Source organism: Klebsiella sp. BIGb0132 (genome assembly GCF_024810075.1).
In the GTDB taxonomy this organism is placed as follows: Bacteria; Pseudomonadota; Gammaproteobacteria; order Enterobacterales; family Enterobacteriaceae; genus Klebsiella; species Klebsiella terrigena.
In genome coordinates this window covers 131,747-157,299 of record NZ_JANUDW010000004.1, presented here as the reverse complement: position 1 = coordinate 157,299, position 25,553 = coordinate 131,747, and the positions used below count along the sequence as shown (strand labels likewise).

Annotated in this window: 19 protein-coding genes and 1 tRNA gene; 17 read left to right on the top strand and 3 right to left on the bottom strand. The window is 57.3% G+C overall.

Features of this window, described 5'->3' with window-relative positions; all coding sequences use genetic code 11:
• Positions 1 to 75: 75 nt before the first annotated feature.
• The gene (yjeH, locus tag M2416_RS14025) at positions 76 to 1,338 is read left to right on the top strand and encodes an L-methionine/branched-chain amino acid transporter (protein ID WP_259225004.1); all 1,263 of its coding nucleotides are present in this window, start codon (positions 76 to 78) and stop codon (positions 1,336 to 1,338) included.
• Between the two features lie 70 nt (positions 1,339 to 1,408).
• Here yjeH and M2416_RS14020 read toward each other — a convergent pair whose 3' ends face one another.
• The gene (locus tag M2416_RS14020; protein ID WP_041143686.1) at positions 1,409 to 1,879 is read right to left on the bottom strand and encodes an FxsA family protein; all 471 of its coding nucleotides are present in this window, start codon (positions 1,877 to 1,879) and stop codon (positions 1,409 to 1,411) included.
• Positions 1,880 to 2,218: 339 nt separating this feature from the next.
• Between M2416_RS14020 and aspA the strand changes: the two genes are divergently transcribed.
• From aspA to M2416_RS13955, 13 genes are all read left to right on the top strand, one after another.
• Entirely contained in the window at positions 2,219 to 3,655 is a 1,437-nt protein-coding gene (gene aspA / locus M2416_RS14015; protein WP_041143685.1) for an aspartate ammonia-lyase, read from the top strand.
• Between the two features lie 116 nt (positions 3,656 to 3,771).
• The gene (locus tag M2416_RS14010) at positions 3,772 to 5,073 is read left to right on the top strand and encodes an anaerobic C4-dicarboxylate transporter (protein ID WP_045853385.1); all 1,302 of its coding nucleotides are present in this window, start codon (positions 3,772 to 3,774) and stop codon (positions 5,071 to 5,073) included.
• A gap of 95 nt (positions 5,074 to 5,168) precedes the next feature.
• Positions 5,169 to 5,492 carry a divalent cation tolerance protein CutA gene (gene cutA / locus M2416_RS14005; protein WP_041143683.1) on the top strand — a complete coding sequence of 108 codons (324 nt, stop codon included), beginning with the start codon at positions 5,169 to 5,171 and terminating at the stop codon, positions 5,490 to 5,492.
• Positions 5,468 to 7,279: a protein-disulfide reductase DsbD gene (locus M2416_RS14000; RefSeq protein WP_259225002.1), complete on the top strand. Its 1,812-nt coding sequence runs from the start codon at positions 5,468 to 5,470 to the stop codon at positions 7,277 to 7,279. The genes cutA and M2416_RS14000 overlap by 25 nt, the downstream gene beginning before the upstream one ends.
• Positions 7,280 to 7,314: 35 nt before the next feature.
• Complete coding sequence (locus M2416_RS13995; RefSeq protein WP_071844997.1) at positions 7,315 to 7,890, top strand: transcriptional regulator; 576 nt, start codon at positions 7,315 to 7,317, stop codon at positions 7,888 to 7,890.
• A 68-nt stretch (positions 7,891 to 7,958) separates the two neighbouring features.
• A complete protein-coding gene (locus M2416_RS13990; RefSeq protein ID WP_259225000.1) occupies positions 7,959 to 10,046 on the top strand; it encodes a DUF1176 domain-containing protein in 2,088 nt (695 codons plus the stop codon).
• Positions 10,047 to 10,161: 115 nt separating this feature from the next.
• Positions 10,162 to 10,237: transfer RNA gene (locus M2416_RS13985), tRNA-Phe, on the top strand.
• Positions 10,238 to 13,143: 2,906 nt separating this feature from the next.
• On the top strand, positions 13,144 to 15,228 hold the full coding sequence (locus M2416_RS13980; RefSeq protein WP_259224992.1) for a TonB-dependent siderophore receptor: 2,085 nt from the start codon (positions 13,144 to 13,146) through the stop codon (positions 15,226 to 15,228).
• Entirely contained in the window at positions 15,228 to 16,175 is a 948-nt protein-coding gene (locus M2416_RS13975; protein ID WP_259224984.1) for an ABC transporter substrate-binding protein, read from the top strand. Before M2416_RS13980 ends, M2416_RS13975 begins: the two co-directional genes overlap by 1 nt.
• Positions 16,172 to 16,921: a class I SAM-dependent methyltransferase gene (locus M2416_RS13970; RefSeq protein WP_259224979.1), complete on the top strand. Its 750-nt coding sequence runs from the start codon at positions 16,172 to 16,174 to the stop codon at positions 16,919 to 16,921. The genes M2416_RS13975 and M2416_RS13970 overlap by 4 nt, the downstream gene beginning before the upstream one ends.
• Before the next feature lie 2 nt (positions 16,922 to 16,923).
• Entirely contained in the window at positions 16,924 to 17,931 is a 1,008-nt protein-coding gene (locus M2416_RS13965; RefSeq protein ID WP_259224976.1) for a FecCD family ABC transporter permease, read from the top strand.
• A 104-nt stretch (positions 17,932 to 18,035) separates the two neighbouring features.
• A complete protein-coding gene (locus tag M2416_RS13960; protein ID WP_259224974.1) occupies positions 18,036 to 18,485 on the top strand; it encodes a DUF2946 domain-containing protein in 450 nt (149 codons plus the stop codon).
• A 122-nt stretch (positions 18,486 to 18,607) separates the two neighbouring features.
• Positions 18,608 to 20,623 carry a TonB-dependent copper receptor gene (locus M2416_RS13955; RefSeq protein WP_374761795.1) on the top strand — a complete coding sequence of 672 codons (2,016 nt, stop codon included), beginning with the start codon at positions 18,608 to 18,610 and terminating at the stop codon, positions 20,621 to 20,623.
• Between the two features lie 118 nt (positions 20,624 to 20,741).
• Here M2416_RS13955 and M2416_RS13950 read toward each other — a convergent pair whose 3' ends face one another.
• Positions 20,742 to 21,533: a DsbA family protein gene (locus M2416_RS13950; protein ID WP_259224960.1), complete on the bottom strand. Its 792-nt coding sequence runs from the start codon at positions 21,531 to 21,533 to the stop codon at positions 20,742 to 20,744.
• A 235-nt stretch (positions 21,534 to 21,768) separates the two neighbouring features.
• On the opposite strand from M2416_RS13950, the gene M2416_RS13945 reads away from it, so the two are divergent.
• The 3 genes from M2416_RS13945 to cbpM all read left to right on the top strand — a co-directional run bounded on the left by M2416_RS13945 (position 21,769) and on the right by cbpM (position 23,790).
• Entirely contained in the window at positions 21,769 to 22,431 is a 663-nt protein-coding gene (locus M2416_RS13945) for a TerC family protein (RefSeq protein ID WP_259224958.1), read from the top strand.
• A 136-nt stretch (positions 22,432 to 22,567) separates the two neighbouring features.
• Positions 22,568 to 23,485 (top strand): curved DNA-binding protein, encoded by a 918-nt coding sequence (gene cbpA, locus M2416_RS13940; RefSeq protein WP_259224947.1) that lies wholly within the window; start codon positions 22,568 to 22,570, stop codon positions 23,483 to 23,485.
• A complete protein-coding gene (cbpM, locus tag M2416_RS13935) occupies positions 23,485 to 23,790 on the top strand; it encodes a chaperone modulator CbpM (RefSeq protein WP_041143674.1) in 306 nt (101 codons plus the stop codon). The genes cbpA and cbpM overlap by 1 nt, the downstream gene beginning before the upstream one ends.
• Before the next feature lie 59 nt (positions 23,791 to 23,849).
• On the opposite strand, the gene melA is transcribed toward cbpM, so the two are convergent.
• The gene (gene melA, locus M2416_RS13930; protein WP_076947074.1) at positions 23,850 to 25,196 is read right to left on the bottom strand and encodes an alpha-glucosidase/alpha-galactosidase; all 1,347 of its coding nucleotides are present in this window, start codon (positions 25,194 to 25,196) and stop codon (positions 23,850 to 23,852) included.
• Between the last annotated feature and the right edge of the window lie 357 nt (positions 25,197 to 25,553).

Sequence of the window (25,553 nt, the reverse complement as noted above, 5' to 3'; positions counted from 1 at the left end):
CGGCGCGTCGCTCAAACGTCATAAGCAAAAACGATTGTGGTACCATTCGGGTTTTGTCCGGGACAGGGTTGCATCATGGGTGGTTTGAAGCAGGAGTTAGGTCTGGCTCAGGGAGTCGGCCTCCTTTCCACATCATTACTGGGCACCGGCGTCTTCGCCGTTCCCGCTCTGGCCGCGCTGGTTGCGGGCGATAACAGCCTGTGGGCGTGGCCGGCGCTGATCCTGCTGGTTTTCCCGATAGCCATCGTCTTTGCCGTACTCGGCCGCCACTATCCCAGCGCCGGCGGCGTGGCGCATTTCGTCAATATGGCGTTCGGCCCCCGCATGGAGCGCGTGACCGGCTGGCTGTTTTTGTCGGTGATCCCGGTGGGATTACCCGCCGCGTTGCATATCGCCACCGGCTTCAGCCAGGCCCTGTTTGGCTGGCACGACGGCCAGCTGCTACTCGCCGAACTGGGGACGCTGGCCATTATCTGGTGGGTGGGTTCGCGCGGAGCCAGCTCGAGCGCCAATCTGCAAACGCTGGTGGCGATCCTGATTGTTGCCCTGATTGTCGCTATCTGGTGGCGCGGCGGTATCGATCCGGCGCATATCCCTTTCCCGGCGCCGCAGGAAGTCGATCGGTCGCAGCTTTTTGCCGCGCTTTCGGTCATGTTCTGGTGCTTTGTCGGCCTCGAGGCCTTTGCCCACCTGGCTTCAGAATTTAAATCCCCGGAGCGCGATTTTCCGCGCGCGCTGATGATTGGCCTGCTGCTAGCCGGTACCGTCTACTGGGCCTGTACGGTACTGGTGCTGCATTTTCACGCCTTCGGCGAGGGCATGGCCGCCGCCGCGTCGCTGCCTGACATCGTGGTGCGCCTGTTCGGCGTCCAGGCGCTGTGGGTCGCCTGCGTCATTGGCTACCTCGCCTGCTTCGCCAGCCTCAACATCTATATTCAGAGCTTCGCCCGCCTGGTCTGGTCGCAGGCGCAGTACAGGCCTGAGAGCCGCCTCGCCCGCCTGTCAGCCCGGCAAATCCCGCGCAACGCGCTCAATGCGGTGCTGGCCTGCTGCGTCATCAGTACGCTGTGCATTTACTGGCTCGATATCAACCTCGACGCGCTGATCGTCTACGCCAACGGCATTTTTATTATGATTTATCTGCTGTGTATGCTGGCGGGCTGCCGGCTGCTGCAGGGCCGCTATCGGGTGCTGGCGGCAATCGGTAGCCTGCTCTGCCTGCTGCTGCTGGCGATGGTCGGCTGGAAAAGCCTGTACGCGCTGGTGGTGCTGGCGGCGCTGTGGCTGCTTTTACCCCGGCACCGGTCGCTGAACGAAACCCCGGGCGCCCAGCCATAAAAAAGCCGGATCGCGCTGCGCGTATCCGGCTGGTCACTCCACGCCCCCGGCGGTCGCCGGGCTGGCTGGATTAGCGATCGTCTTTGTGGTCCAGACGGTCGCGCTCATCGTCTTTACGCTGGTATTCCCCGTCAAAGGTATCACCACCTCCGGTACCGGCGCTAAAGCCGCCGCCCGGCATCCGGCTAAAGCGCAGATGCGGCATCAGCTTGAGGGTCAGGTGTTTTTGCACCGGCGGCAGCAGGAGCAGCAGGCCGAGGAAGTCGGTAAAGAAGCCCGGTAACAGCAGCAGCAGGCCGGCAATAATCAGCGATACGCTTTTGATCATTTCCGCCGCCGGGCTTTCGCCAGCCGCCATTTTTTGCTGCATCAGCATAAAGTTTTTGAAGCCCTGGTTGCGCACCAGCGACATCCCGACCACCGAGCTGAAGATCACTAAAATCAGCGTCAGCAGCACCCCAAGGACATGGGAAACCTGGATAAAGATCGAGATTTCAATGTAAACGTATAAAAAAAAGGCAAAAAACGGAATCCAACGCACCGGCGTCTCCTTCATTAGCGTGCGCCGCTATCGGCACCCGCAGCTATAAGATGTGCTATTCGCATCCCATCAATATTGGGCTAACGCGGGACTTTTCAATCAGCAGAAACGCTTATTTTTTTCAAGAACTGCAAAGCGGTGACTCATTTCACAGATTAATAATTCTTATAGCCCTCACTACATAATAAGTGATCAAGATTACTGATATTCGCTATCATCAGCATATGATCGTGGGCACCAGGCCGATTAAGGAAATAATCTTCGGTGAGAAAATGCGCTAAATCCTATAAATTCTGCGTATTTGGTGAATTCATTGGCAGCTTGAAAAAGAAGGTTCACATGTTAAACAACATTCGTATCGAAGAAGATCTGTTGGGTACCAGGGAAGTTCCAGCTGACGCCTACTACGGCGTTCATACTCTGAGAGCGATTGAAAACTTCTACATCAGCAATAGCAAAATCAGCGATATTCCCGAGTTTGTGCGCGGTATGGTGATGGTGAAAAAGGCCGCTGCCATGGCCAACAAAGAGCTGCAAACCATTCCTAAAGGCGTCGCGAATACCATTATTGCCGCATGTGATGAAGTGCTGAATAACGGCAAGTGCATGGATCAGTTCCCGGTTGACGTGTTCCAGGGTGGCGCGGGTACTTCCGTCAACATGAACACCAACGAAGTGCTGGCAAACATCGGTCTTGAGCTGATGGGCCACCAGAAAGGTGAATACCAGTACCTGAACCCCAACGACCACGTTAACAAATGTCAGTCCACTAACGATGCCTACCCGACCGGTTTCCGCATCGCGGTGTATGCCTCCCTGCTGAAATTAACCGACGCTATTAACCAGCTGGGCGAAGGCTTCCAGAGCAAAGCCGTTGAGTTCCAGGACGTCCTGAAAATGGGTCGTACCCAGCTGCAGGATGCGGTACCGATGACCCTCGGCCAGGAGTTCCACGCCTTCAACGTTCTGCTGAACGAAGAAACAAAATGCATTCTGCGTACCGCAGAGCTGCTGCTGGAAGTGAACCTCGGCGCCACCGCCATCGGCACGCGCCTGAATACCCCGGACGGCTATCAGCAGCTGGCGGTACAAAAACTCGCGGAAGTCAGCAGCCTGCCGGTTGTTCCGGCGGAAGACCTGATTGAAGCCACCTCCGACTGCGGCGCCTACGTCATGGTGCATAGCTCGCTGAAACGCCTGGCGGTGAAGCTGTCTAAAATCTGTAACGACCTGCGCCTGCTCTCTTCCGGCCCGCGCGCTGGCCTGAACGAAATCAACCTGCCGGAGCTGCAGGCGGGTTCATCCATCATGCCGGCCAAGGTTAACCCGGTGGTGCCGGAAGTCGTTAACCAGGTGTGCTTCAAGGTGATCGGCAACGACACCACCGTCACGATGGCCTCAGAAGCCGGCCAGCTGCAGCTGAACGTGATGGAGCCGGTTATCGGCCAGGCGATGTTCGAGTCCATTCATATCCTGACCAACGCCTGCTATAACCTGCTGGAAAAATGCGTAAACGGCATTACCGCTAACAAAGCGGTGTGCGAAAGCTATGTTTACAACTCCATCGGCATCGTCACCTACCTCAACCCGTTTATCGGCCACCACAATGGCGATATCGTCGGCAAGATTTGCGCCGAAACCGGTAAGAGCGTGCGGGAAGTGGTGCTGGAACGAGGTTTGCTCACCGAAGCGGAGCTGGACGATATTTTCTCTCCGCACAACCTGATGCATCCGGCCTATAAAGCAAAGCGTTTTACCGATGAAAGCGAACAGTAAGCTTTCAGGTTAAACTCAACGAAGGCATGTCAGCAATGACATGCCTTTTTGCTTTTCTGGGTTTACGAAATCACAACAATTCAATATCAACTTGTTAAAAAACAAGGAAGGAACATATGTTTGGTGCAGAGCTCGTCATTGTCCTGCTGGCTATCTACCTGGGCGCCAGGCTGGGTGGTATCGGTATCGGATTCGCCGGTGGTCTGGGCGTCCTCGTCCTGACCTTAATCTTTCAAATCAAGCCCGGCGCGATCCCCTTCGACGTCATTGAGATCATCATGGCGGTCATCGCCGCGATTGCCGCCATGCAGGTTGCCGGCGGCATGGACTACCTGGTCAGCCTTGCAGAGCGCCTGCTGCGCCGTCATCCGAAGTACATCACCTTTCTCGCCCCGCTGGTCACCTGGTTTATGACGGTCCTCGCGGGAACAGGCCACACCGCCTTCTCGACCCTACCGGTAATCACCGAAGTGGCGAAGGAGCAGGGCATTCGCCCCTCCCGCCCGCTGTCGATTGCCGTCGTGGCCTCGCAGATTGCGATTACCGCCTCGCCAATTTCCGCCGCGGTGGTATTTTTCGCCGGCATTCTGGAGCCGCTGGGCGTCAGCTACCTGACGCTGCTGGCTATCTGTATTCCGGTGACGCTGATTGCCGTGATGATCACCGCCGTGGTGTGTAACTTCCTCGGCTGCGAGCTGAAAGATGACCCGGTTTACCAGGAGCGCCTGGCAAAAGGGGAAGTCAAACTGCGCGGAAGCCAGGTATTCCAGCTGAAGCCGCACGCCAAACGTTCGGTGCTGCTGTTCCTGATCGGGATCGTCGCGGTCATGTTCTACGCTACCGCCATCAGCGATACCGTCGGACTGATTCAGAACCCGGTACTGCCGCGCAACGAAGCGATCGTGGTCTTCATGCTGACCATCGCCACGCTGATTAGCATCACCTGTAAGATCGATACCAGCGAAGTGCTGAACGCCAGCACCTTTAAATCCGGGATGAGCGCCTGCGTCTGCGTGCTGGGCGTTGCCTGGCTGGGCGATACCTTCGTGAAGGCGCATATCTCTGATATCCAGGCGGTGGCGGGCGATCTGCTGCACAACTACCCGTGGCTGCTGGCGGTGGTGCTGTTCTTCGCCGCGACCCTGCTCTACTCCCAGGCTGCGACCACCAAGGCGCTGATGCCTGCGGCGCTGCTGCTTGGCGTGAGTCCGCTGACCGCCATTGCCTCCTTTGCTGCGGTCTCCGCGCTGTTCGTCCTGCCGACCTACCCGACGCTGCTGGCGGCGGTCGAAATGGATGACACCGGCTCCACCCGCATCGGCAAATACGTCTTCAACCACGCCTTCCTGATCCCCGGAGTGATCGCCATAACCCTGTGCGTCATTTTGGGGTTCATCATCGGCGGCATCGTGCTGTAAAACTGCTTAAATTCGGGCCACATCGTGGCCCGTTTCATTAATCCCCCCGCATCTTGCGTGCTATAGTGCCTCTTTTCGCTGATACGAGGTTCACGATGACTACGCCTGATGCCGTTGTTGTACTCTGCACCGCGCCGGATGAAGCGACCGCCCAGGATTTAGCGGCCAAAGTGCTGGCAGAAAAGCTGGCCGCCTGCGCCACTCTCCTGCCTGGCGCAACCTCCCTCTACTACTGGGAAGGCAAGCTGGAGCAGGAGTATGAAGTGCAGATGCTGCTGAAAACCGACCGCGCCCATCAGCAGGCGCTGCTGGAGTGCCTGAAGTCCCATCACCCGTATCAAACCCCCGAATTACTGGTTTTACCCGTCACTCACGGAGACACTGATTACCTCTCATGGCTCAACGCATCATTACGCTGATTCTGCTGCTCTGCAGTACGTCCGCCTTCGCTGGGCTCTTTGATACGCCCGGCCGCTCAAATTTTGTGCCTGCTGACCAGGCTTTTGCCTTTGATTTTCAGCAGAGCCAGCACGAGGTAAACCTGACCTGGCAAATCAAGGAGGGTTACTATCTCTACCGCAAACAGATCAAGCTCAGCGCCGCAGACGCCGCTTTCCTTGAGCCATCGCTGCCGTCCGGCGAATGGCACGACGATGAGTTTTACGGCAAAAGTGAGATTTATCGCCAGCGGCTAACCGTGCCGGTTACGCTCACCCAGGCCGCCAAAGGGGCCACGCTGACCGTGACCTGGCAGGGCTGTGCCGACGCCGGCTTCTGCTATCCGCCGGAAACTAAAGTGGTGCCGCTCAGCGCGGCGCTGGCGCTCTCCAGCGACGGGCAGGCTCCCGCGCGCCCGGCGCTTCCCGTCGCTGGCGCACCGAAGCTTAACCCGCCGCTCCCGGTAGAGCCTCGTCCGGCGCTGGCGGAACGGCCGCCGGCTGCAGCCGCCGCGCCCTCAGCGCCAGAGCGGCCCGCAGCCGCGACGGATGGCAGCCAGCTTCCGTTCTCCGCGCTCTGGGCGCTATTAATTGGTATCGGTATCGCGTTTACGCCCTGCGTGCTGCCGATGTATCCGCTGATCTCGGGTATCGTACTCGGTGGCGAACGCCGGCTTTCTACCGCTCGCGCGCTGCTGCTGGCGTTTATCTATGTCCAGGGGATGGCGCTGACCTATACCGCGCTGGGTATGGTGGTGGCCGCCGCGGGCCTGCAGTTCCAGGCGGCGCTGCAGCATCCGTACGTGCTGATCGGCCTGTCGGCGGTCTTTATTCTGCTGGCGCTGTCGATGTTTGGCCTGTTTACCCTGCAGCTGCCGTCATCCTTGCAGACGCGCCTGACGCTGATGAGCAATACCCAACGCGGCGGTTCCGCAGGCGGCGTGTTTGCCATGGGCGCCATTGCCGGGCTTATCTGCTCGCCCTGTACAACGGCGCCGCTGAGCGCGATTTTGCTGTACATCGCGCAAAGCGGTAACCTGTGGCTGGGCGGCGGCACGCTGTATCTCTACGCGCTCGGCATGGGGCTACCGCTGATTCTGGTCACCGTGTTTGGCAACCGTCTGCTGCCGAAGAGCGGCCCGTGGATGGCCCATGTGAAGACCGCGTTCGGTTTTGTCATCCTGGCGCTGCCGGTGTTTTTACTGGAGCGTATCCTGGGCGAAGTATGGGGGATGCGCCTGTGGTCGCTGCTGGCGGTGGCCTTCTTTAGCTGGGCCTTTATCACCTCCCTTGGCGCCACCCGTCCGTGGCAGCGCATCCTGCAGATCGTGCTGCTGGCCGCCGCGCTGGTGAGCGTTCGTCCGCTGCAGGACTGGGCGTTCGACGCGCCGACGGCGCAACAGCAGGCGCACCTGGCGTTTACCCGCGTCAGCACCGTCGATGAGCTCGATCGGGCGCTGGCGCAGGCTAAAGGCCGGCCGGTTATGCTAGATTTGTACGCTGACTGGTGCGTGGCCTGTAAAGAGTTCGAAAAATACACCTTTAGCACAGCGGAAGTACAACAGGCCCTGAAAGATACCGTTCTGCTGCAGGTAGACGTCACGAAGAACAGCCCGCAGGACGTCGCCCTGCTGAAGCATTTGCGGGTGCTCGGCCTGCCGACGATTCTGTTCTTTAACGCGCAGGGAGAGGAGCAGCCCGCGCAGCGCGTCACCGGCTTTATGGATGCCGCGGCATTCAGCGCCCATTTGCGCGATCGGCAACCGTGAACGACACTTTAGGAGGTAAAATGGAGGAGAAAACCGTGCAACGTGAAGATGTTCTGGGTGAAGCCATACAAATTCTTGAAATCGAAGGTATCGCCAACACCACGCTGGAGATGGTCGCCGAGCGCGTTGCTTATCCGATCGATGACCTCAAGCGCTTCTGGCCAGACCGCGAAGCGCTACTGTATGACGCCCTCCGCTATCTCAGCCATCAGGTTGACGCATGGCGTCGCCAGCTGCTGCTGGACGAGACGCTAACGGCGGAGCAAAAGCTGCTGGCGCGCTATGCGGCGCTGACCCGATGCGTGAGCAATCACCGCTATCCCGGCTGCCTGTTTATTGCCGCCTGCACCTTCTATCCGGATGCCCAGCACCCGATTCATCAGCTGGCTGAACAGCAGAAGCAGGCTTCGCTCGCCTATACGCACGAGCTGCTGACCCAGTTGGAAGTGGATGACCCGGCGATGGTTGCCAAACAGATGGAGCTTATCGTCGAAGGCTGCCTGAGCCGCCTGCTGGTGAAGCGCAGCCAGGCCGACGTCGATACCGCCCAGCGCCTGGCGGAGGACATCCTGCGTTTTGCCCAGTGTCGAATGGGCGGCGCGCTAACCTGATTCCGATATCTTAACCGATCCTTCGCGCATATAATTTCCCTCTCACCGACATGCTGACAGGGTTTTATATGCGTTCTCTCCTTTGGGTTGCCATCATCGGGCTATGTCCGATATCGCTGCTGGCGGCTCCCGTACAGGGTTTTTCTTTCGCGTATAAAGACTGGGAAGTCGCCTGTGATAATACCGGCACCTGCCGGGCCGCGGGCTACGGCGTCAACCTCGGTGAAGTCAGCGTCCTGCTGACCCGCAGCGCGGGCCCGGATCAGCGCGTAAGCGGCCAGGTGACCTTTGCCCAGACCGATCGCGATATCCCCCCTGACGCCACCGTGCGCCTGCTGATCGACAATCAGGATCGCGGGACGCTGGATGCTAAAGACGACAGCCACTTCCGCTTCGATAGCACGCAAACGGCGGCGCTGATCCAGGCCCTGGAGCATGAAAGCCGCATTGAGATTTCGCTTAACGGCGCGCGCAAGCCGCTCTCGAGTGCGGGCAGCAGCGCGGTATTTCTCAAGATCGACGAATTTCAGCAGCGCCTGGGTACCGCGGACGCGCTGCTGCGCAAAGGCGATGCCGACGATAGCAATACGCTGAACGCGCTGCCCGCCCCGGAGATTATCGCCGCCCCAACGCTCCACAACGCGCAGCCCGAACCATTGACCGCCAAACAGCGCCAGCGCCTCCTCCCGGAGCTGATCCCGCTGCTGAATAGCCGCTGTGACGACTGGCAAAACAAAGATATCCCCGCCCGGGAACGGCAAATAACCGCCACCGCCATCGATAAAAGCCATTGGCTTATCCAGGCCCTGTGCTGGCGGGCCGCCTATAACGACGGTTACGCCATGTGGGTGGTGGACAGTGCCGCGCAGGCTAAACCTCAGCCGATCTCCACCGATGCCTCCAGCTATGCCGATGGCGCGATCGCGTTTTTCAACAAAGGCCGCGGCATCGCCGACTGCGTGAGCGGGGAGGAGCGGGTCTGGGACGGTAAATCGTTCGTCCAGAGCCTGAAATATACCACCGGCATGTGCCGCGAAATTACCCCCGGCGGGACCTGGATGCTGCCGACCTTCGTCAGCCAGGTGCGTCCTAAGCAGCAGAAAGATGCCGATAATCTCGCGCTCAAGGCGCTGTATAGCGCCGTGCTGAAAGAGCAAAAGGCCAATCCGGAGCTGGAGCTGAATAAGATCGCCGAGCAGTTCCCGCTCACCGGCCACGTCACCAACTTTACGCTGACCTATGCCGACGATACCTTAGTGTCAACAAACAAGCCTTCCGCCGATATCAGCGACGATGAGTGGCAGGCGTTTCTCCATTCCGATATTAGCGCTGACTCGGAAAACGGCAAGGTCAGCTTTACGCTTATCGATCTCGATAACGACGGCAGGCGCGATTTGATTATCGACAGCTACGTCGGCGGAACCGGCTTATTCAGCTATACCGGGGTCTTAAAACGCGGCGATGACACCTTTGATAGCGTCAACGGCAGCGATAGCGATGACGACGATGATTTTGACGCCGGCGTACCCGGCGCGCTGTTCTCCCTCAACGGGCGCGGGGCCAACCAGTGGAGCCAGTGGGTCAGAATTAACGGCCAGGTGTATGCGCTTTGGTACAACGGCCAGTTCGGCGAGGATAATCTGTATCTGCTGCGTCCCTTCAGCCCGACGGACAGGACTCCGGCGGTGACGATTCGCTACCGCTATATGCTGAATACCATCAGCTCGCCGGAGAAAGACCAGCCGTTAACCCCGGCGCTGAATGCCAAAGATAAGGCGGATTTACTCAGGTCGCTGGAGGTTATGCAGGGCACCCTGCTGAAAGATAGGCCGCAAACCGATAGCGACGCGCCGATTTGCCCCATTCCTCCCGGCACCTCCTCCGACGATGCGGATAACTACTACAGCGGCATCGCCTCAAACTATATCTATGAAACGGTGGCCTATATTCCCGTCTGGCTGAACGACAAATGCTTCATCGGCACGATTTTTAGCCACCACGGGACCTACCGCCACGGCGTCGATGCGGAGATTACCATCAGCTCCCCGCGCGAAGACGAAGAGGTGATCGGCGACTATACCCTTTCCGGTTTACGCCACGTCATCTCTGCGGTCAGCGGCTGGAAAATCCGTCAGGGCGACAACGGGATGATGTGAATTATGGTCAAAACGCGGCTTCTGATGCAAAACTGCCGCAAAGTTAAGCAATCGGCAGGAAAATCAAGAAATGTGGTTGACGCGCGGAGTGGATTACGGTTTAATTCGCCCCGTTGCCCGGATAGCTCAGTCGGTAGAGCAGGGGATTGAAAATCCCCGTGTCCTTGGTTCGATTCCGAGTCCGGGCACCACTATTTAAAGAACCCGCCCAAAAGGCGGGTTTTTGCATTTCTGCAGCCGGACTCTCCATCGAACTGCGTTCGATTATTCGCCGCCAGCGGCTCACCCCTTCGGGGCCGGCGCGACGAGCGCGCCGTTCAACGCCTTCGGCGTTAGTCCGAGCCGGGTACCACTATTCAGAGAACCCAGCCTATGGCTGGGTTTTTGCATTTCTGCAGCCGGACTCTCCATCGAACTTCGTTCGATTATTCGCCGCCAGCGGCTCACCCCTGCGGGGCCGGCGCGACGAGCGCGCCGTTCAACGCCTTCGGCGTTAGTCCGAGCCGGGCACCACTATTCAAAGAACCCGCCCAAAAGGCGGGTTTTTGCTTTTCTGCAGCCGGACTCTCCATCGAACTACGTTCGATTATTCGCTGCCAGCGGCTCACCCCTGCGGGGCCGGCGCGACGAGCGCGCCGTTCAACGCCTTCGGCGTTAGTCCGAGTCGGTCAGCCGGTAAATCCCATGTACCAGACTACATTTTCCGACAGTTTTAATCAAAACGGTGGAATACCCATTCTGTTGATTTATATATTAAACCCGGAATCCATATATCCACCGCCCTTTCCCCTCTTCTTTTCCGGGTAGATAAGACCGTATATCATCGCCCTCATTCCAGCTAGATTTATCAATGACTGGAGTTCGCTTTCCCCTTGATATATAGAGCAAACCCTCTGCCATCGGGAACGATACAGGTCGCGTTAAACATAACACCTCTCCGACTCCAGTCCCGTTTGCGCCATGTATAAAACATTGACAGATAGAAATCAAAATGAACAATGAAGAAGTAAGAAACTACAGCACAGATATCTATGGGATGAATGAACAAAAATAGCACGAACTAATGACTGAAGCGCGTTCATATTTATTTCATTATTCCTTTCACCTTGAACAGAGTATTCCTTCAGGGATTATTATCTAATCTCATCAGGTTATTTTTAATTTTCATAATTTTATTCTTCATACTCCCTTCATTGGCTTACAAATACTCTTCTTAAGAACATAATGGCAGCATATACATCCATCTCAAAACTATAGTCTTGATTTATTTAAGTTATAAACATAAAACTCATTAAAAATTAACCATTGACTATGCATGTTAAATATGACATTTTTTAATTAAATGGATAAATGAGAAGCATTCACCTTTAAAGGAGATATCAGTGGTTCGTATGCTACTTACGGATAAATAGTATATTCCCGGCCTGTATTATCAATATGCTGAATGACTAATACATTATATCTGAGGAACAAAATCAGCGAGTCGTATGGCGACGCTGTAGGTAATAGTAACTCATAGTTCCCTACACCCAATAAACCTCAATATACAGGTTTATTGGGTATAGGTAGAAAAGATAAATAATTAACAAGGGAAATAGCACATGAGAGAATTGGCTATTGCGGAAATAAATACTATTGCTGGTGCTGAATGTACCCTTAATGGACCTGGACAGTCTGCAGTAAGCGTTGGTATTGCCGGTGCAGTTGCCGGGATGGCAACCGGCACTATGACGCTGCCTGTCTTCGGTACCGTTGCTGGTTGGGTGGGCGGAGGAATCCTTGGTACAGTTGGGGGAGCAGCAGGTTATGCTGGGACATGTTGGTGGAATAACAATACTCAGAATTAGTCTGACAAGCCTGATTCTTTTTATTCTCACACTACTAGTTAATATTTATTTCAATGAAGAAAAGGGGTTAATAAAACCGGTCATTCAATCAATTATTTCCACCTTGATTTTTGGTGGTGGATTATTCATGTTCTCAAAAAATAAATGACCTAACCTTTTTTACCGGATGATCAACAAAAAAGATGTTAGCGCCTATCCCAGCCGGGGTTATTGACGCAGCCTGTTTGGACACCGACAGCGCGCAGAAACCGGAGCGTACATGTAGTACGTGAGGATTTTGGGCAGTACCCAGGGCCAAAATGGCAAGTAAAACAGCCCTAATGGGATAGGCTCTTATTCCACTTTATACAGGCATATATTTTACCTGTGAATGCATTTATAGGCCGCCGAAAGGAATAGTAGACCACTAGTGGAATTATCGCATCAGCGTCAGGATCGCTATATACATACAAAACCCAGATAACATCAGATATTCCTGAACGAATATAAAATAAAATGAAAAATCTATCTCAGCAGAAATTGCACGAAATACTTGACACCTTATCAACATCTGCACTTCGTGAATAACGAGATGAAGAAGAAATGAAACAATAATACCAAAGAGGTAAAAATGAAACTATGGCAATGCTGGTTTTATTCGTTTTTCACTTATTACTCGTTAGTGGATATATTTTTTCACTCTGTTACCCCGAAGAAAGGAGGTTTACTGCAACAATAATTCAGTCTGTTATTTTTTCAACCTTACTTGTTGCATTTTTCTGCTATCGGAAAAGTACAACACCTGACATTAATGATTAATTACTCCTTAAAAAAGACTAGCGTAATATAAGAAGCACCTATCTATAGCGTAATTGCATGGCTGAATATTACCTACATTATCATAGCGCGCGGCCCTTCCACATTGCCTCGGCCGATCGGATCATCACATTATTATTAATAACCGAGGGATAGCCACTGACGCTTTTAAAGCGTCTGCAGCTATTCACCCAACAAATTCACAGGAAAAACTGGAACTCATAGCAAACAGAATGTTAATCGTGGAAATGATTCCGAGCCCTGCACCGCTAAACGCAACCGTGTTAAACAAGCCCGCGTTTCTGGCACGATGCATCTCGCAACTGCAGCCACCGCGCGCTTTTCATAAAGCTACCTCAAAAGCCCCCTTCTCACCCGATCGCATTGGCCTACTTTTTTTCCCTCACATTAAATGTTACGTTATAACATAACATTTAATAATTTAATGGCGAACGATGAAACTTAAGCCCTCTTTGCTGGCTCTCGCAGTCGCAGTAAACATTGCACCTCTGACTTATGCCGCAGATGAAACCCTGGTGGTCACCGGCGGCGCGTCCGACGATGCCGCCCTGGCCGATTCGGCGCTTCTCTCATCCGGTTCGGCCTCTCGCCTCGGCCTGAGCGATAAACAGACGCCGCGCCATACGGAAACCCTCAGCGCGAAAACTATCCAGGCACAGGGCAAACGGACCCTCACCGAAGTCGTCGAGAGCGCGCCGGGAATGTCCGGCACCAGCTCGCCAACGCTCTCAAACAGCGTTTCGCTGCGCGGCTTCTCGAGCATCTCCTGGCTGCTAAACGGCGTGGCGGTACCCGGCAGCACGATTCAAATAGCCGATCCGGTGCACTACGAAAACGTCGACATCCTCTACGGTACCGGCTCGATTCTGAACGGCCTGAGCTCCGCCGGCGGCAGCGTCAACCTGACTTCACGCAAAGCCACCTTCGGTCGCCAGCCGGTGGAGGCCGACTATAGCTGGTCAAGCTATAACAGCCATCGCGCCCATATCGGCGCGGGCGGCACGCTGGTTGAGGGGATGGCCGCCGGCCGCGTGGACGTCAGCGCGTCCAGTACCGGCACCCAGGTTGAGAAAGAGCGCAGCCGTCCGGAGCGCGTCAGCGCGCAGCTTCTGCTGACGCCGACCGCTAACACCCAGATAACCTTTGATATCGACCGTAGCTTAACGGACATGCGCAATCCCTACTTCGGCACGCCGGCGATCAACGGCAAAGTCGATCGCGATTTACGTCACCTGAACTACAACAACCTTCAGGATGCGCATATCCGCAGCCAGGCGACCTCGTTCCAGTCGACCCAGTCCTGGTACGCGACGCCTGATTTAACCTTTGAAAACCAGTTCTACTATTACAAAGGCTTCCGCGAATGGCAGAACGTTGAGCGCTACTATCCGGCGCAGAAAGCAGGCTACGTGACCCGCGATTCTTATGGCGATCTTGCGCACGATGACAAGCTGACGGGCAACCGGACCATGGTCACCTGGGATCGCCCGATTGCGTCATTCGCCAACCGCGTGACCGCCGGCGTCGATTTTTCAAAGCGTGAGTTCCAGTACTATTCCAACGGTTTTCCGGGCGGGGAAGATGTTCTCCTGACCGACCCGGCCGCCAATGATTTCCGCACCGGCGCCGGCGGCAAGATGCGCTCGCCCGTCCGCCATATCACCCAGAACCAGTACGCCCTGCTGCTGGAAGACAACCTGAATATCACCGACGCCGTCGCCCTGCTAAGCCAGGCACGCTACACCAATCTGGACACGCACTGGCACTATCAGCAGGATAATCAAACCCGTGCTCGGAACTATAGCTTCATAAGCTTTGGCCTGGGGCCGAGTTGGGCCATTAACGATAGCTGGACGCTTTATGCCAACTACGCAACGGGTAAAGAGCCCGGCAGCGATATCTTCTTTATCAGCCCTGAACAGACGTCGCTGCCCCTTACCGACGTTCGGCAGTACGAAGCGGGCGTAAAGGGGACGTTCGCCCGCGGCGCAATAAAGCTCGCCGTTTACGATCTGCAGAAAAAGAATCTTTACCAGCAGTCGGCAACCCAGGCGGAGGTCTGGAACGCGGTTGGCAAGCAGACCTCTCGAGGCATCGAATTGAGCGGGGCGCTAAAGCCGCTGGATAACGTCACGCTGACAGGTAATGCCGCCTATACCCACGCCCGCTTCGACGATTTCAAACAGGGTACGCAGGACCTTTCCGGCAACCGGCCGCGCTACATTCCGCAGTGGACAGCAAATCTTGCCGGGCGCTATATGCCGACCGACAGGCTGGGCCTCGGCGCGCAGCTCCACTATGTAGGCAGCAGCTATAACGATGACGCCAACACCAACAAAATGGGGGATTACACCACTCTCGACCTGAACGCCGATTATGCCGTGCTGAAGGACGTCATCGTGGGCACCCGCGTGCGCAACCTGACGGATCGTTTCTACACCTGGCAGCGAACCTATGCCGGGCAGGAGATGATTGCGCCAGGCCGCACCTATGAAGCCTATATCAATATGCGCTTCTGATGAGACGTCTTGCCGCCCTCGCCCTGCTGGCAGCCTCTGCCAGCTTTGCCCATCCCGTGACCTTGCAAAACTGCGGGCACGCCTGGACGTTTGAACGAGCCCCACAGCGGACCGTGGTCTATATGCCGACCGCGATGGAAAACATGCTCGCCCTGCGTCTGGGCGATGCCATTATCAGCGCCATCGGCTATCGGCCGGATGAAGATACCGCGCCGTCTCCCTGGTACATACCGCTAACCGCTCGTCTCGATGATGCCCCCTGGTCGGCTGAAGCGCTGCTGGCCTCCCGGCCCGATTTTATCTATTCCGGCAGCTACTACTGGTTTAACAGCCCGGAAACCGCCGGTCGTGAAAGGATGGCCGAATGGGGAATCAAAAGCTGGCTGATCGAAGGGATGTGCAATGGCCTGCAAAGCGCTTCCCCTGCGTCCGCCACCTTCGCCAGCATCTATGCCGAGCTGCGCAATATTGCGCGTATTTATGCCGTAGAGCCGCGCGCCGAGGCGCTGATCGCCGAGCTGAAGCGGCGGGTTGCCGCCGACAGCCGCATAACGCTGCCGCCGAGAACGCTGATGTGGTGGTACTCCGGGACGGCGACCCCTTACGTGGCCGGCGGCCATGGCGCGGCCGAGCTGTTAACCCGAACCATTGGCAGCCAAAACATCTTTTCCGATAGCAAGGAGCTGTGGCCCGCCATGAGCTGGGAGGTTATCGCCGAACGAGATCCCGACTACCTGATTCTGGGCGACCTGCGCCGGGGCGGAGCCGGCGACAGCGCCCGCAGCAAAATCGATTTTCTTGAACATCACCCGCTCACCGCCGGCATGAAGGCGGTGAAAGCAAAGCGTTACATCATCTTACCCGGCTATGACATGGACGCCTCCGCGCGTTCGGTTCTGGCTCTACACCGGCTTGTCACGCAAATACACGCTAAGGAACAACGATGACCTTTCCCGCCCGCGAATTACTCAAGAACTGGGATCAACAACAAAGCGCCTACATCGCCCACCGCGAAGCGCGCTATAACGCCGCGCTGGATGTGCTGGCGATGAGCTATGGAGAAGCCTTCCACGTGGTGGATCTGGCCTGCGGCCCGGGCTCGTTCAGCCTGCGTCTTCTGCAACGTTTTCCGGCGGCAACCGTCACGGCTATTGACCTCGATCCGCTGCTGATGGCGCTGGCTAAAGAAGCGCTGGCGGAATACCGGGGGCGCATTCAGTTCTTCAGCGGCGATATGGCAGCCGCAGATTGCTTCAGCGTCATCGCCAGTAAACCCCAGGCCGTGGTATCCAGCACCGCCATCCACTGGCTGCTGCCGGAGCAGCAGGTAGCGCTTTATCGCAACGTTTTTAACCTGCTGGATGAAGGTGGGATGTTCATGAACGCCGACCACCAGCGCTTTGACCAGCGTCACCCGCGTCAGGCGCTGCTTGCCCAGACTCATGACGACAGCACCCAGGAAAAGGCATGGGCCGCCGGCGTGCAGGACTGGGACAGCTGGTTTACAGCGGCCAGCCGTCATCCCGAGCTGGCCGAGGTAATCGATGCGCGCGCCGCCATTTTTGCCGACCGCCCGACGCCGCTGGCCACCACGGTAGAATTCCAGCTTGCCGCCCTGCGTCAGGCCGGTTTTACGGAAACCGGCACGCTCTGGCAATTCCTCGATGACTATATCGTCGCCGGCTGGAAATAATCATGCTGCGTTCCCCCGCTTTGCGTCTCGCCATGCTGCTTCCGGCGCTGCTGCTGGCCCTGTGCATTGCCGTAATGTATGGCCCGGTGACCTTCTCCATGCAGGAGGTGGCGCACGCCGTGCTGGCAGGCTACTGGCATAGCGATACGGCGGGAACGCTTCATCAAAGAATCGTCTGGTCGCTGCGCATACCGCGGACTCTGCTGGCGGCCCTCGCCGGTGCGGCGCTGGCGCTGGCCGGGACGGTTCTCCAGTCGCTGACCCGCAACCCCCTTGCCGACCCTTGGGTGCTGGGTATTTCATCCGGCGCGGGCTTCGGGGCGGTACTGGTCATTGCGCTCGGCCTCAGCGTGGGCTGGGCCGCGGTGCCTGCCGGCGCTTTCTGCGGCGCCATGCTGGCTTTTTCTCTGGTGCTGCTGATGGCACGTAAATCGCTATCCGGCCAGTCCAGCCGCTTTGTGCTGACCGGCGTCGCCGTGACGCAGCTGCTCTCTGCGGCCACATCATTAATTACGCTCTGGAAAACGGATGCCGATACCACGCGAGGCGTGATGTTCTGGCTGCTGGGGAGCTTCGCTCAGGCATCCTGGCTACAGGTAGCGCTTTGCACTACGGCTCTGCTGCCGATATTTCTCATCTGCTGGTGGCGGGCAATAGAGCTGGATGTCCTGACGTTCGGCAGCGCGACGGCGGCATCGCTCGGCGTGGAGGTCGGTACTATCAAGCTGGCGATGTACTGCCTGCTGACCCTGTTAACGGCGGTGGTTGTCGCCTGCTGTGGGGCTATCGGTTTTATTGGGCTGACCGTGCCCCATATCGCCCGCATGCTCATTGGATACCGCCATCGCGCGCTGCTGCCGGCATCCATGCTGTGCGGTGCTATCTTTACCGTTCTGGCCGATACCCTCGCCCGCACGCTGTTTACGCCGCGCGAACTCCCTGTCGGCATCCTGACGGCGATGCTCGGGGTGCCGATATTTCTTTTTCTGATCGCCCGCACGTCGCGATAGCCGGCGGCGCTGAGCAGCCGCGCAATGAGCGCCCCGGATTTTTACAACATTCAAAATGCGAATGAGATACACTCAGCTAAATTACTCTGACATCTGGCTGCATTTTGCACGAACGCACACGAACTTATCCCATAGCTGCATGGCTGGCGCTGCTTGCCATCGCGATGCTGTTCGTTGCTCCCGTTGTCTCGAAGTCCATTGCCCGCCAGGCAGCCTGCCGGCACTCCGCCGCCGTCTCTTCCATACCCATGCCGGGTATGCACCATGACATGCCGGCGGCGGCGCGCTGCGCAGAGAGCGTCCCCATGGATCATCAGATGATGTCCGGTCAGGCGATGTCGCCGATGGAGGAGATCGCCTGCGGCTACTGTCAGCTGCTGATCCATCTGCCGTTTGTCCAGCTACTGCTGGCGATGCTGCTCTGGCTGCTGCTGCTTTTTACTGTTCGTCATCCGTTAATTCCGATCGTTTGCGCGCCGATTTTCCGCGCCTGGACGCCTCAGCGCGCCCGCGCGCCGCCTGCCGTTTTTCTCTCTTCGTTTAACGACAAATAACCGATATTGCGCAGCTTTTGCCCATCGCCTGATGAGCAGGGTATTGCTACGCCAGAAAAACAGCAGGCCATGTAATGAAAAAACTTACTCTCGGGCGCACTCCGCTCGCCTCTCTGATCCTGATGACGCTGCATGCAAACGCGGCGTCCGCGGATGAACAGCACCATCAGGATACGATGCAAGATGACGCCGTCATGATCGTCACGGCGCCGGTCTCCTCTCCGCTGGAGATCGTCACCTCGCCCAAAACGCCGCGTCAGCCGGTCCCCGCCAGCGATGGCTCCGATTACCTGAAAACGATCCCCGGCTTTTCGCAGATTCGTAACGGCGGGACCAACGGCGATCCCGTTTTCCGCGGCATGTTCGGATCGCGCCTGCGCATCCTGACCAATAATGGCGAAATGCTGGGCGCCTGCCCGGCGCGCATGGACGCGCCCAGCTCCTATATTTCCCCGGAAAGCTACGATCTCCTGTCGCTGATTAAAGGGCCGGAAACCGTACTGTGGGGAGCGGGAAATTCAGCCGGAACCCTGCGCTTTGACCGCGAGCCGCCGCGTTTCGACAAGCCCGGCATTCAGGGCACAGCCAGCCTGCTGGCCGGTTCAAATAACCGCTGGGATGAGAATGCGGACCTCAGTCTGGGGAGCGAGTTGGGCTACCTGCGCCTGACGGGGAATAAATCGCGCGCCGATGATTACAAGGACGGGAATGGCGATCGCGTACCGGCAAAATGGGATAAGTGGAACGGCGATATGGCGCTCGGCTGGACGCCGGACAAAGATACGCTCGTCGAGCTCACGGCAGGAAAAGGAGATGGTGAAGCCCGCTACGCCGGGCGCAGCATGGATGGCTCCCGCTTCAAACGCGAAAGCCTCGGCATGCGCGTCGAAAAGTCCAATATTGGCGAGGTCTTCGATAAATTCGAAGCCAATATCTACTACAACTACGCCGATCATGTCATGGATAACTACTCCCTGCGCTCGCCTGGAGACGGAATGTCGGGGATGGATATGACCGGTGGCATGGGCGACATGGCGGGCGGGATGGACTCCGGCGACTCGATGAACATGAGCATGCCGATGGCGATGGAGCTGGACCGCAGAACCGTAGGCGGCCGGATGATGGGAACCTGGCTGTGGTCTGACTTTGAGCTACGCAGCGGCGCCGATACGCAGCTCAATACCCACCGCAGCAAGGGCGACGACGGCTGGGCGAAAGATGCCCGCTTCCATGATTACGGTCTGTTCAGCGAGCTGACGTGGCACGCCACGGAGCAGAGTAAGGTAGTTAGCGGCGCCCGGCTGGACCGGGTGCTGGTCGACAATTTCAGCGACGCGGGATCCGCGGAGCGAACCGATACGCTGCCCGCCGGTTTTGTCCGCGTAGAACGCAACCTGGTCGCGATGCCGGTCATGTTTTACGCCGGTATCGGCTATACCGAGCGCTTCCCTGATTACTGGGAGCTGTTCTCGCCGACCTACGGCCCGGACGGCTCGACCGACGCCTTTGATAACGTCAAAACGGAAAAAACGACGCAGATTGATATCGGCGCCCAGTACAAAGGGGAGCGGCTTAGCGGCTGGGTATCAGCCTATGTAGGGCGGGTGAACGATTTTATTCTCTTCCGCTACGACCCCAGCAACGCCTATATCAGCCAGGTCGATAACGTGAATGCCACCATTATGGGCGGTGAAGCCGGTGCCAGCTACCAGCTCAGCGACGCCTGGAAAGCCGATGCCAGTCTGGCCTATTCATGGGGCCAAAATACCGCTGACCACCAGCCGCTACCGCAAATCCCGCCGCTGGAGGCGCGGCTGGGGCTCACCTGGGAGCGCGGCGACTGGAGCAGCACCGGGCTGCTGCGCATGGTTAGCAGCCAGCATCGCGTTGCCATCAACGAAGGCAACGTCGTCGGCAAAGATTTTGCCAACAGCGCCGGTTTTGCGGTCTTTTCAGCTAACGCGGCTTATCGGGTCAACAAGTCGGTTAAGCTGAGCGCAGGCGTGGATAACCTGTTCGATAAGGCCTACAGCGAGCATTTAAATCTGGCCGGGAATAGCAGCTTTGGCTACTCCGCAAATACGTCGGTAAACGAACCAGGAAGAACGTTCTGGGGCAAGCTGAACGTTACGTTCTGACAGGCTCCCGGCCCGTACGGGTCGGGAAAACCGAGCCGCGTCCGCTATCCCGCCGGCGAGTCTCAGCGCTGATAAACCCCGGTTATCCGGGGTTTATCAGCCTCATCCGCCCCGGCAATCAGCTACCGCCGGCTTTCTTAATCGCCGCATCCAGCGAGTCTTTATCCGCCAGGCCCGGGAAGACGGTAATATTCGCCTCCGTGGCGCCGGTCGTCGGCATCACGATAACGCCCGGCGTGCCGCTTAAACCGATGGCCTGCGCCAGCTGGTTAGTCGCCTCAAGCGCTGGCTCAACGTCGGCGGCCTTCTTCGCGTCGAAGTTGACCTTCTTCACCTGCTGCTGAATATCCGCCGCCGTCAGCTTGCCCTCGTTATGCCCGGTGGCATAAATCCCGTTATGGTAGGTCAGGTAGGCTTCCGCCCCCTTCTGCTGATAGATTTGCAGACCGGTTTTCGCCGCGGTCAGCGACGTTTCCCAGCGGCTGCCGAAAATAGGCCACTCTTTAAAAGCAAAACGGGTCTGCGGATTTTCCTTAATCACCTGAGCCATCACCGGCGCCAGACGGCTACAGTAAATGCACTGATAATCAAAGAATTCGATCACCGTGACCTTGCCATCCGCCGATCCGTAGGTCGGCGTATTTTTATCCTGCGTCAGCGCGGCCTGATTCTTAATCACCGCCTGGGTTGCGGCGCTGGCCTGCTGCTCCTGCTGAATCTGCTGCAGCTTCTGGCTTGCCTGCAGCAGAACCTCCGGATGGGCGACTAAATAATCCGCCGCAATCTTGCCGATGCGGGCTTCCTGCTCCGGCGTAAAGGTGGCAGCGGGGGCGTCAGCCGCCATAGCCAGGGCCGGAAGCAGCGTGGCGCCAATCAAGGCGATGGTCACTATTTTTTTAGAGCCGGACATGAGGATGATCCTTGCGATAGGTAAACGGCAGGTGAGTCTGTTGAGACAAAGTAGCATCCTTTACCGGCGAATAATCATCAGGCGATGCATTGATTCGTAACTTTATTTTTCAATCCAGGGCAGCCGTGCCGCCGTTCATATTCGCCCTAACGGTGGTCAACGCGGACGAACGAGGGTACCCTTTTCCCTCCTTTTATCCTCGGGAAGGGCCTATTCCCGGTTAGATGAGTCAGGCATGAACGAGCTAGTTATTCAGTGGGATTTTACCGTTATTTTGCTGCAAATCATCGCTATCGACCTGCTGCTTGGCGGCGATAATGCGGTGGTGATTGCCATGGCCTGCCGCAAGCTGCCGCCGCACCTGCGGACCAAAGCGATCGTTATCGGCACCTTTGGCGCCATCGTGGCCCGCGTGCTGCTGCTGGCCGTGGCCATCTATCTGCTCTCCTTACCGTGGCTAAAAATCGTCGGCGCGGTGCTGCTGCTGTGGATTGGCATCAAGCTGGTCGCCAATCAGGAGGAGAACGAAGAGGTCAGCAGTTCCGGCAGCCTGTGGCGTACCGCCGTCACCATCACGGTGGCGGACGTCATTATGTCCCTCGATAACGTCCTGGCCGTAGCCGCCGCCGGCAAAGGCCACCTGCTGCTGGTGGCGCTGGGGGTGCTGATCAGCATTCCGATCATCGTCGCGGGCAGTAAGCTGGTGCTGGCGATACTGAACCGTTTTCCATCCGTTGTCCTGCTCGGCGGCGCGTTAATCGGCTGGATTGCCGGCGCCATGCTGGTCACCGACCCGACCATTATTCGCCTGTTCCCCGCGGCGCCGGACGCGCTCCCGACCATCGCCGGGGCCGTTGGCGCCGGGCTGGTCATCGCCGCCGGGCTGCGCCGACGTTAGGCCACCGGCCCCCTCTTTCGCCGTCGATCCCGACGGCGTCAAGTTTCAGGCACATTCCTCTCACGCGCCTGCTCATTTGCCCTAAGCTTAATGGGAAAGTTGTTACCACCCCATTCTGTAAAGATGAGATAACGATATGGAATTAAAGGATTATTATGCCATTTTAGGGGTTAAGCCAACGGACGATCTCAAAACCATTAAGACCGCCTACCGTCGCCTGGCTCGTAAATATCACCCCGACGTCAGCAAAGAGAGCGATGCTGAAGCCCAGTTTAAAGATCTTGCCGAAGCCTGGGAGGTGCTGAAAGATGAGCAGCGCCGTGCCGAGTACGACGAGCTCTGGCAGCACCGCAACGACCCGCACTTTGGCCAACAGCAGGCCTCCCACGAGCAGAACTACAGCCAGCAGGACTTCGACGACATCTTCTCATCGATGTTTGGCCAGCAGGCGCACCACGCCCGGCGCCAGCAGGCCGCACGCGGCCACGATATAGAAATCGAAGTCGCGATGTTCCTCGAGGAGACGCTCGCCGAGCAGACCCGAACCATCAGCTACAGGCTGCCGGTGTATAACATTTTCGGCATGGTCGAGAGCGAGACGCCTAAAACGCTGAACGTAAAAATCCCCGCCGGCGTCAGCGACGGCCAGCGCATCCGCCTGAAGGGCCAGGGTACACCGGGCGAGAACGGCGGCCCGATTGGCGACCTGTGGCTGGTTATCCATCTGGCCCCGCATCCGCTTTTCGATATCGTGGGCCATAACCTGGAAATCGTCCTGCCGCTGGCCCCGTGGGAAGCCGCGCTCGGCACAAAGGTGACGGTCCCCACCCTCAAAGAGAGCATCCTGCTGACAATCCCCCCGGGCAGCCAGCCGGGGCAACGCCTGCGGATCAAAGGCAAGGGGCTGGCGAGCAAAACCGCCACCGGCGACCTGTTTGCGGTGATAAAAATCGTTATGCCGCCGAAACCAAATGAAAAAGCCAGCGCGCTCTGGCAGCAGCTCGCAGAAGCAGAGGCGAGCTTTGAGCCGCGTAAAACATGGGGGAAAGCATAATGGCTAAGATGACAGTGACGTTCTCAATCACCGAGTTTTGTCTGCACACCGGCATTTCTGAGGACGAGCTTAGCGAAATTGTCGGTCTGGGGATGATTGAACCGCGCCAGCCGCAAACCGAGGTCTGGCTGTTCGATGACAGCGCGGTAACGATAATGCACCGCGCGGTGCGCCTGCGCCGCGAGCTGGAGCTCGACTGGCCCGGCATCGCCGTGGCGCTGACGCTGCTGGATGAGAACGCGCGCCTGACCCGCGAAAACCGGCTGCTGCACCAGCAGCTGGCGCGCTTTCTGACCCACAGCTAACCCGCCTGCCCGCCAGGCGCTGCGCCTGGCGGGGTTTGATTTGAGGTTTGAGGTGTGAGTTAACGCCGGACCCACTCGGGCAGCCACTCGCCGTGGCTGGCAATCAGATCGTCCACCAGCGCATAGATCTCCTCGATCCCCAGCACCGCCGCGGTGTGCGGATCCATCATCGTCGCGTAATAGACGTAATCGCGGTTTTCGCTGAGGATCGCCTCGGTCAGCAGGGTCTGAACGTTGATGTTGGTTTGCATCATCGCCGCCAGGTGCGCGGGCAGCTTGCCAACTTTGGTGGGCTGAATACCGTTGGCGTCCACCAGGCAGGCGACCTCCACGCAGCACCCCTGCGGCAGGTTGTCGATCAGCCCGTCGTTGCGCACGTTGCCGTACACCACGCTCGGCTCGCCGGTCCAGATCGCGTTCATAATCGTGCTAGCGTATTCCCGCGAGGGCTTAATGTCGATGCGATCGCTGGTTTTATACGTCTCCAGCTCTTTATGCCAGTTCGCCACCTGCTCCACGCAGCGCTTCGGATATTCGTCCAGAGGCACCTGGTAGCGGGCGATCAGATCTTCACGCCCCGGCTTGATAAACCACGGGGTATATTCCGCGAAGTGCTCCGATGATTCCGTCACGAAGTAGCCCAGCTTTTTGAACATCTCATAGCGAACAATATTCTGGCAGCGCGAGTTCTCGCGGTGCTTCGGCGCTCGCCCTTCGGCAAAGGCCTGCAGCATATCCGGATAGATGCTGACGTAGCTGCCGTCCCCCGTCTTTTTCTCCAGCGACAGGTAGAATGCCATGTGGTTAATCCCGGCGCAGCGGTAGCGCAGATCCGCCGGGTCAAGGTCGAGGTCGTGCGCCAGCTCCTCCGCCGTTCCCTGTACGGAATGGCACAGGCCGACCTGCTTGATATGCGGATAGCGCGCGTACATCGCCCAGCTGTTCATCGCCATCGGGTTAACGTAGTTCAGCATCGTCGCGTTCGGGCAGACCTCGGTCATATCGTCACAGATGCGCCACAGGTGCGGAATCGTCCGCAGCGCCCGCATGATCCCGCCCGGCCCGAGCGTATCAGCGATGGTCTGCTCCAGCCCGTGCAGCTTGCAGACCTCAAAATCGGTTACCGTACACGGCTGGTAGCCGCCGATCTGGAAAGCGACCACCACAAAATCCGCGTCCATCAGCGCGGCTTTCTGGTCGCGATGGCAGCTAATTTCTCCGTGAGCGCCAACCGAGTCCATCAGCTTTTGCACCACGATATGCGACTCTTCCAGCCGGTTGGCGTCGATATCCATCAGCGCGATATGGGCCGATCTCAGCGCCGGGCGTTGAAAAACGTCGCCGAGAATATTTTTAACGAAAACCGTTGAGCCGGCGCCGATAAAGGTAATTTTTGGGGCAGACATAGTGCTCTCTCCGTAAAGTCATTAGACACCCGCAGAGTGGCACGCCGGACGCGCCGCGCGCTGCCCTCTTCCCGGCAGAGCACTCCCGGAAACTCAGATCGACCGCTACCGGCCACAAAATCTGAGCTTTCGGGAACAAAATGGCAGAAAAGCAGAGAAAATGGATGCTTTAATCCACTCATTAAACGAAGGCTAATTTTTGAAGAGCATCATTTCACATAGCGATAAAATATAAATATCATGAATATGAAGAATGCAGGTATAAGCCAGATGGAAGAATCCGGGGATAATAAGCCCTGTAACAGTGCGAATATGATTGTTAATAGGCTGGGTCCGTAATACGAAACCAACGATCTG

What these genes read in the sequence shown, in the direction of transcription:
- yjeH (WP_259225004.1), top strand. Translation starts at nt 76, where the DNA reads ATGGGTGGTTTGAAGCAGGAGTTAGGTCTGGCTCAGGGAGTCGGCCTC.
- aspA (WP_041143685.1), top strand. Translation starts at nt 2,219, where the DNA reads ATGTTAAACAACATTCGTATCGAAGAAGATCTGTTGGGTACCAGGGAA.
- M2416_RS14010 (WP_045853385.1), top strand. Translation starts at nt 3,772, where the DNA reads ATGTTTGGTGCAGAGCTCGTCATTGTCCTGCTGGCTATCTACCTGGGC.
- cutA (WP_041143683.1), top strand. Translation starts at nt 5,169, where the DNA reads ATGACTACGCCTGATGCCGTTGTTGTACTCTGCACCGCGCCGGATGAA.
- M2416_RS14000 (WP_259225002.1), top strand. Translation starts at nt 5,468, where the DNA reads ATGGCTCAACGCATCATTACGCTGATTCTGCTGCTCTGCAGTACGTCC.
- M2416_RS13990 (WP_259225000.1), top strand. Translation starts at nt 7,959, where the DNA reads ATGCGTTCTCTCCTTTGGGTTGCCATCATCGGGCTATGTCCGATATCG.
- M2416_RS13980 (WP_259224992.1), top strand. Translation starts at nt 13,144, where the DNA reads ATGAAACTTAAGCCCTCTTTGCTGGCTCTCGCAGTCGCAGTAAACATT.
- M2416_RS13975 (WP_259224984.1), top strand. Translation starts at nt 15,228, where the DNA reads ATGAGACGTCTTGCCGCCCTCGCCCTGCTGGCAGCCTCTGCCAGCTTT.
- M2416_RS13970 (WP_259224979.1), top strand. Translation starts at nt 16,172, where the DNA reads ATGACCTTTCCCGCCCGCGAATTACTCAAGAACTGGGATCAACAACAA.
- M2416_RS13965 (WP_259224976.1), top strand. Translation starts at nt 16,924, where the DNA reads ATGCTGCGTTCCCCCGCTTTGCGTCTCGCCATGCTGCTTCCGGCGCTG.
- M2416_RS13955 (WP_374761795.1), top strand. Translation starts at nt 18,608, where the DNA reads ATGACGCTGCATGCAAACGCGGCGTCCGCGGATGAACAGCACCATCAG.
- M2416_RS13950 (WP_259224960.1), bottom strand. Translation starts at nt 21,533, where the DNA reads ATGTCCGGCTCTAAAAAAATAGTGACCATCGCCTTGATTGGCGCCACG.
- M2416_RS13945 (WP_259224958.1), top strand. Translation starts at nt 21,769, where the DNA reads ATGAACGAGCTAGTTATTCAGTGGGATTTTACCGTTATTTTGCTGCAA.
- cbpA (WP_259224947.1), top strand. Translation starts at nt 22,568, where the DNA reads ATGGAATTAAAGGATTATTATGCCATTTTAGGGGTTAAGCCAACGGAC.
- cbpM (WP_041143674.1), top strand. Translation starts at nt 23,485, where the DNA reads ATGGCTAAGATGACAGTGACGTTCTCAATCACCGAGTTTTGTCTGCAC.
- melA (WP_076947074.1), bottom strand. Translation starts at nt 25,196, where the DNA reads ATGTCTGCCCCAAAAATTACCTTTATCGGCGCCGGCTCAACGGTTTTC.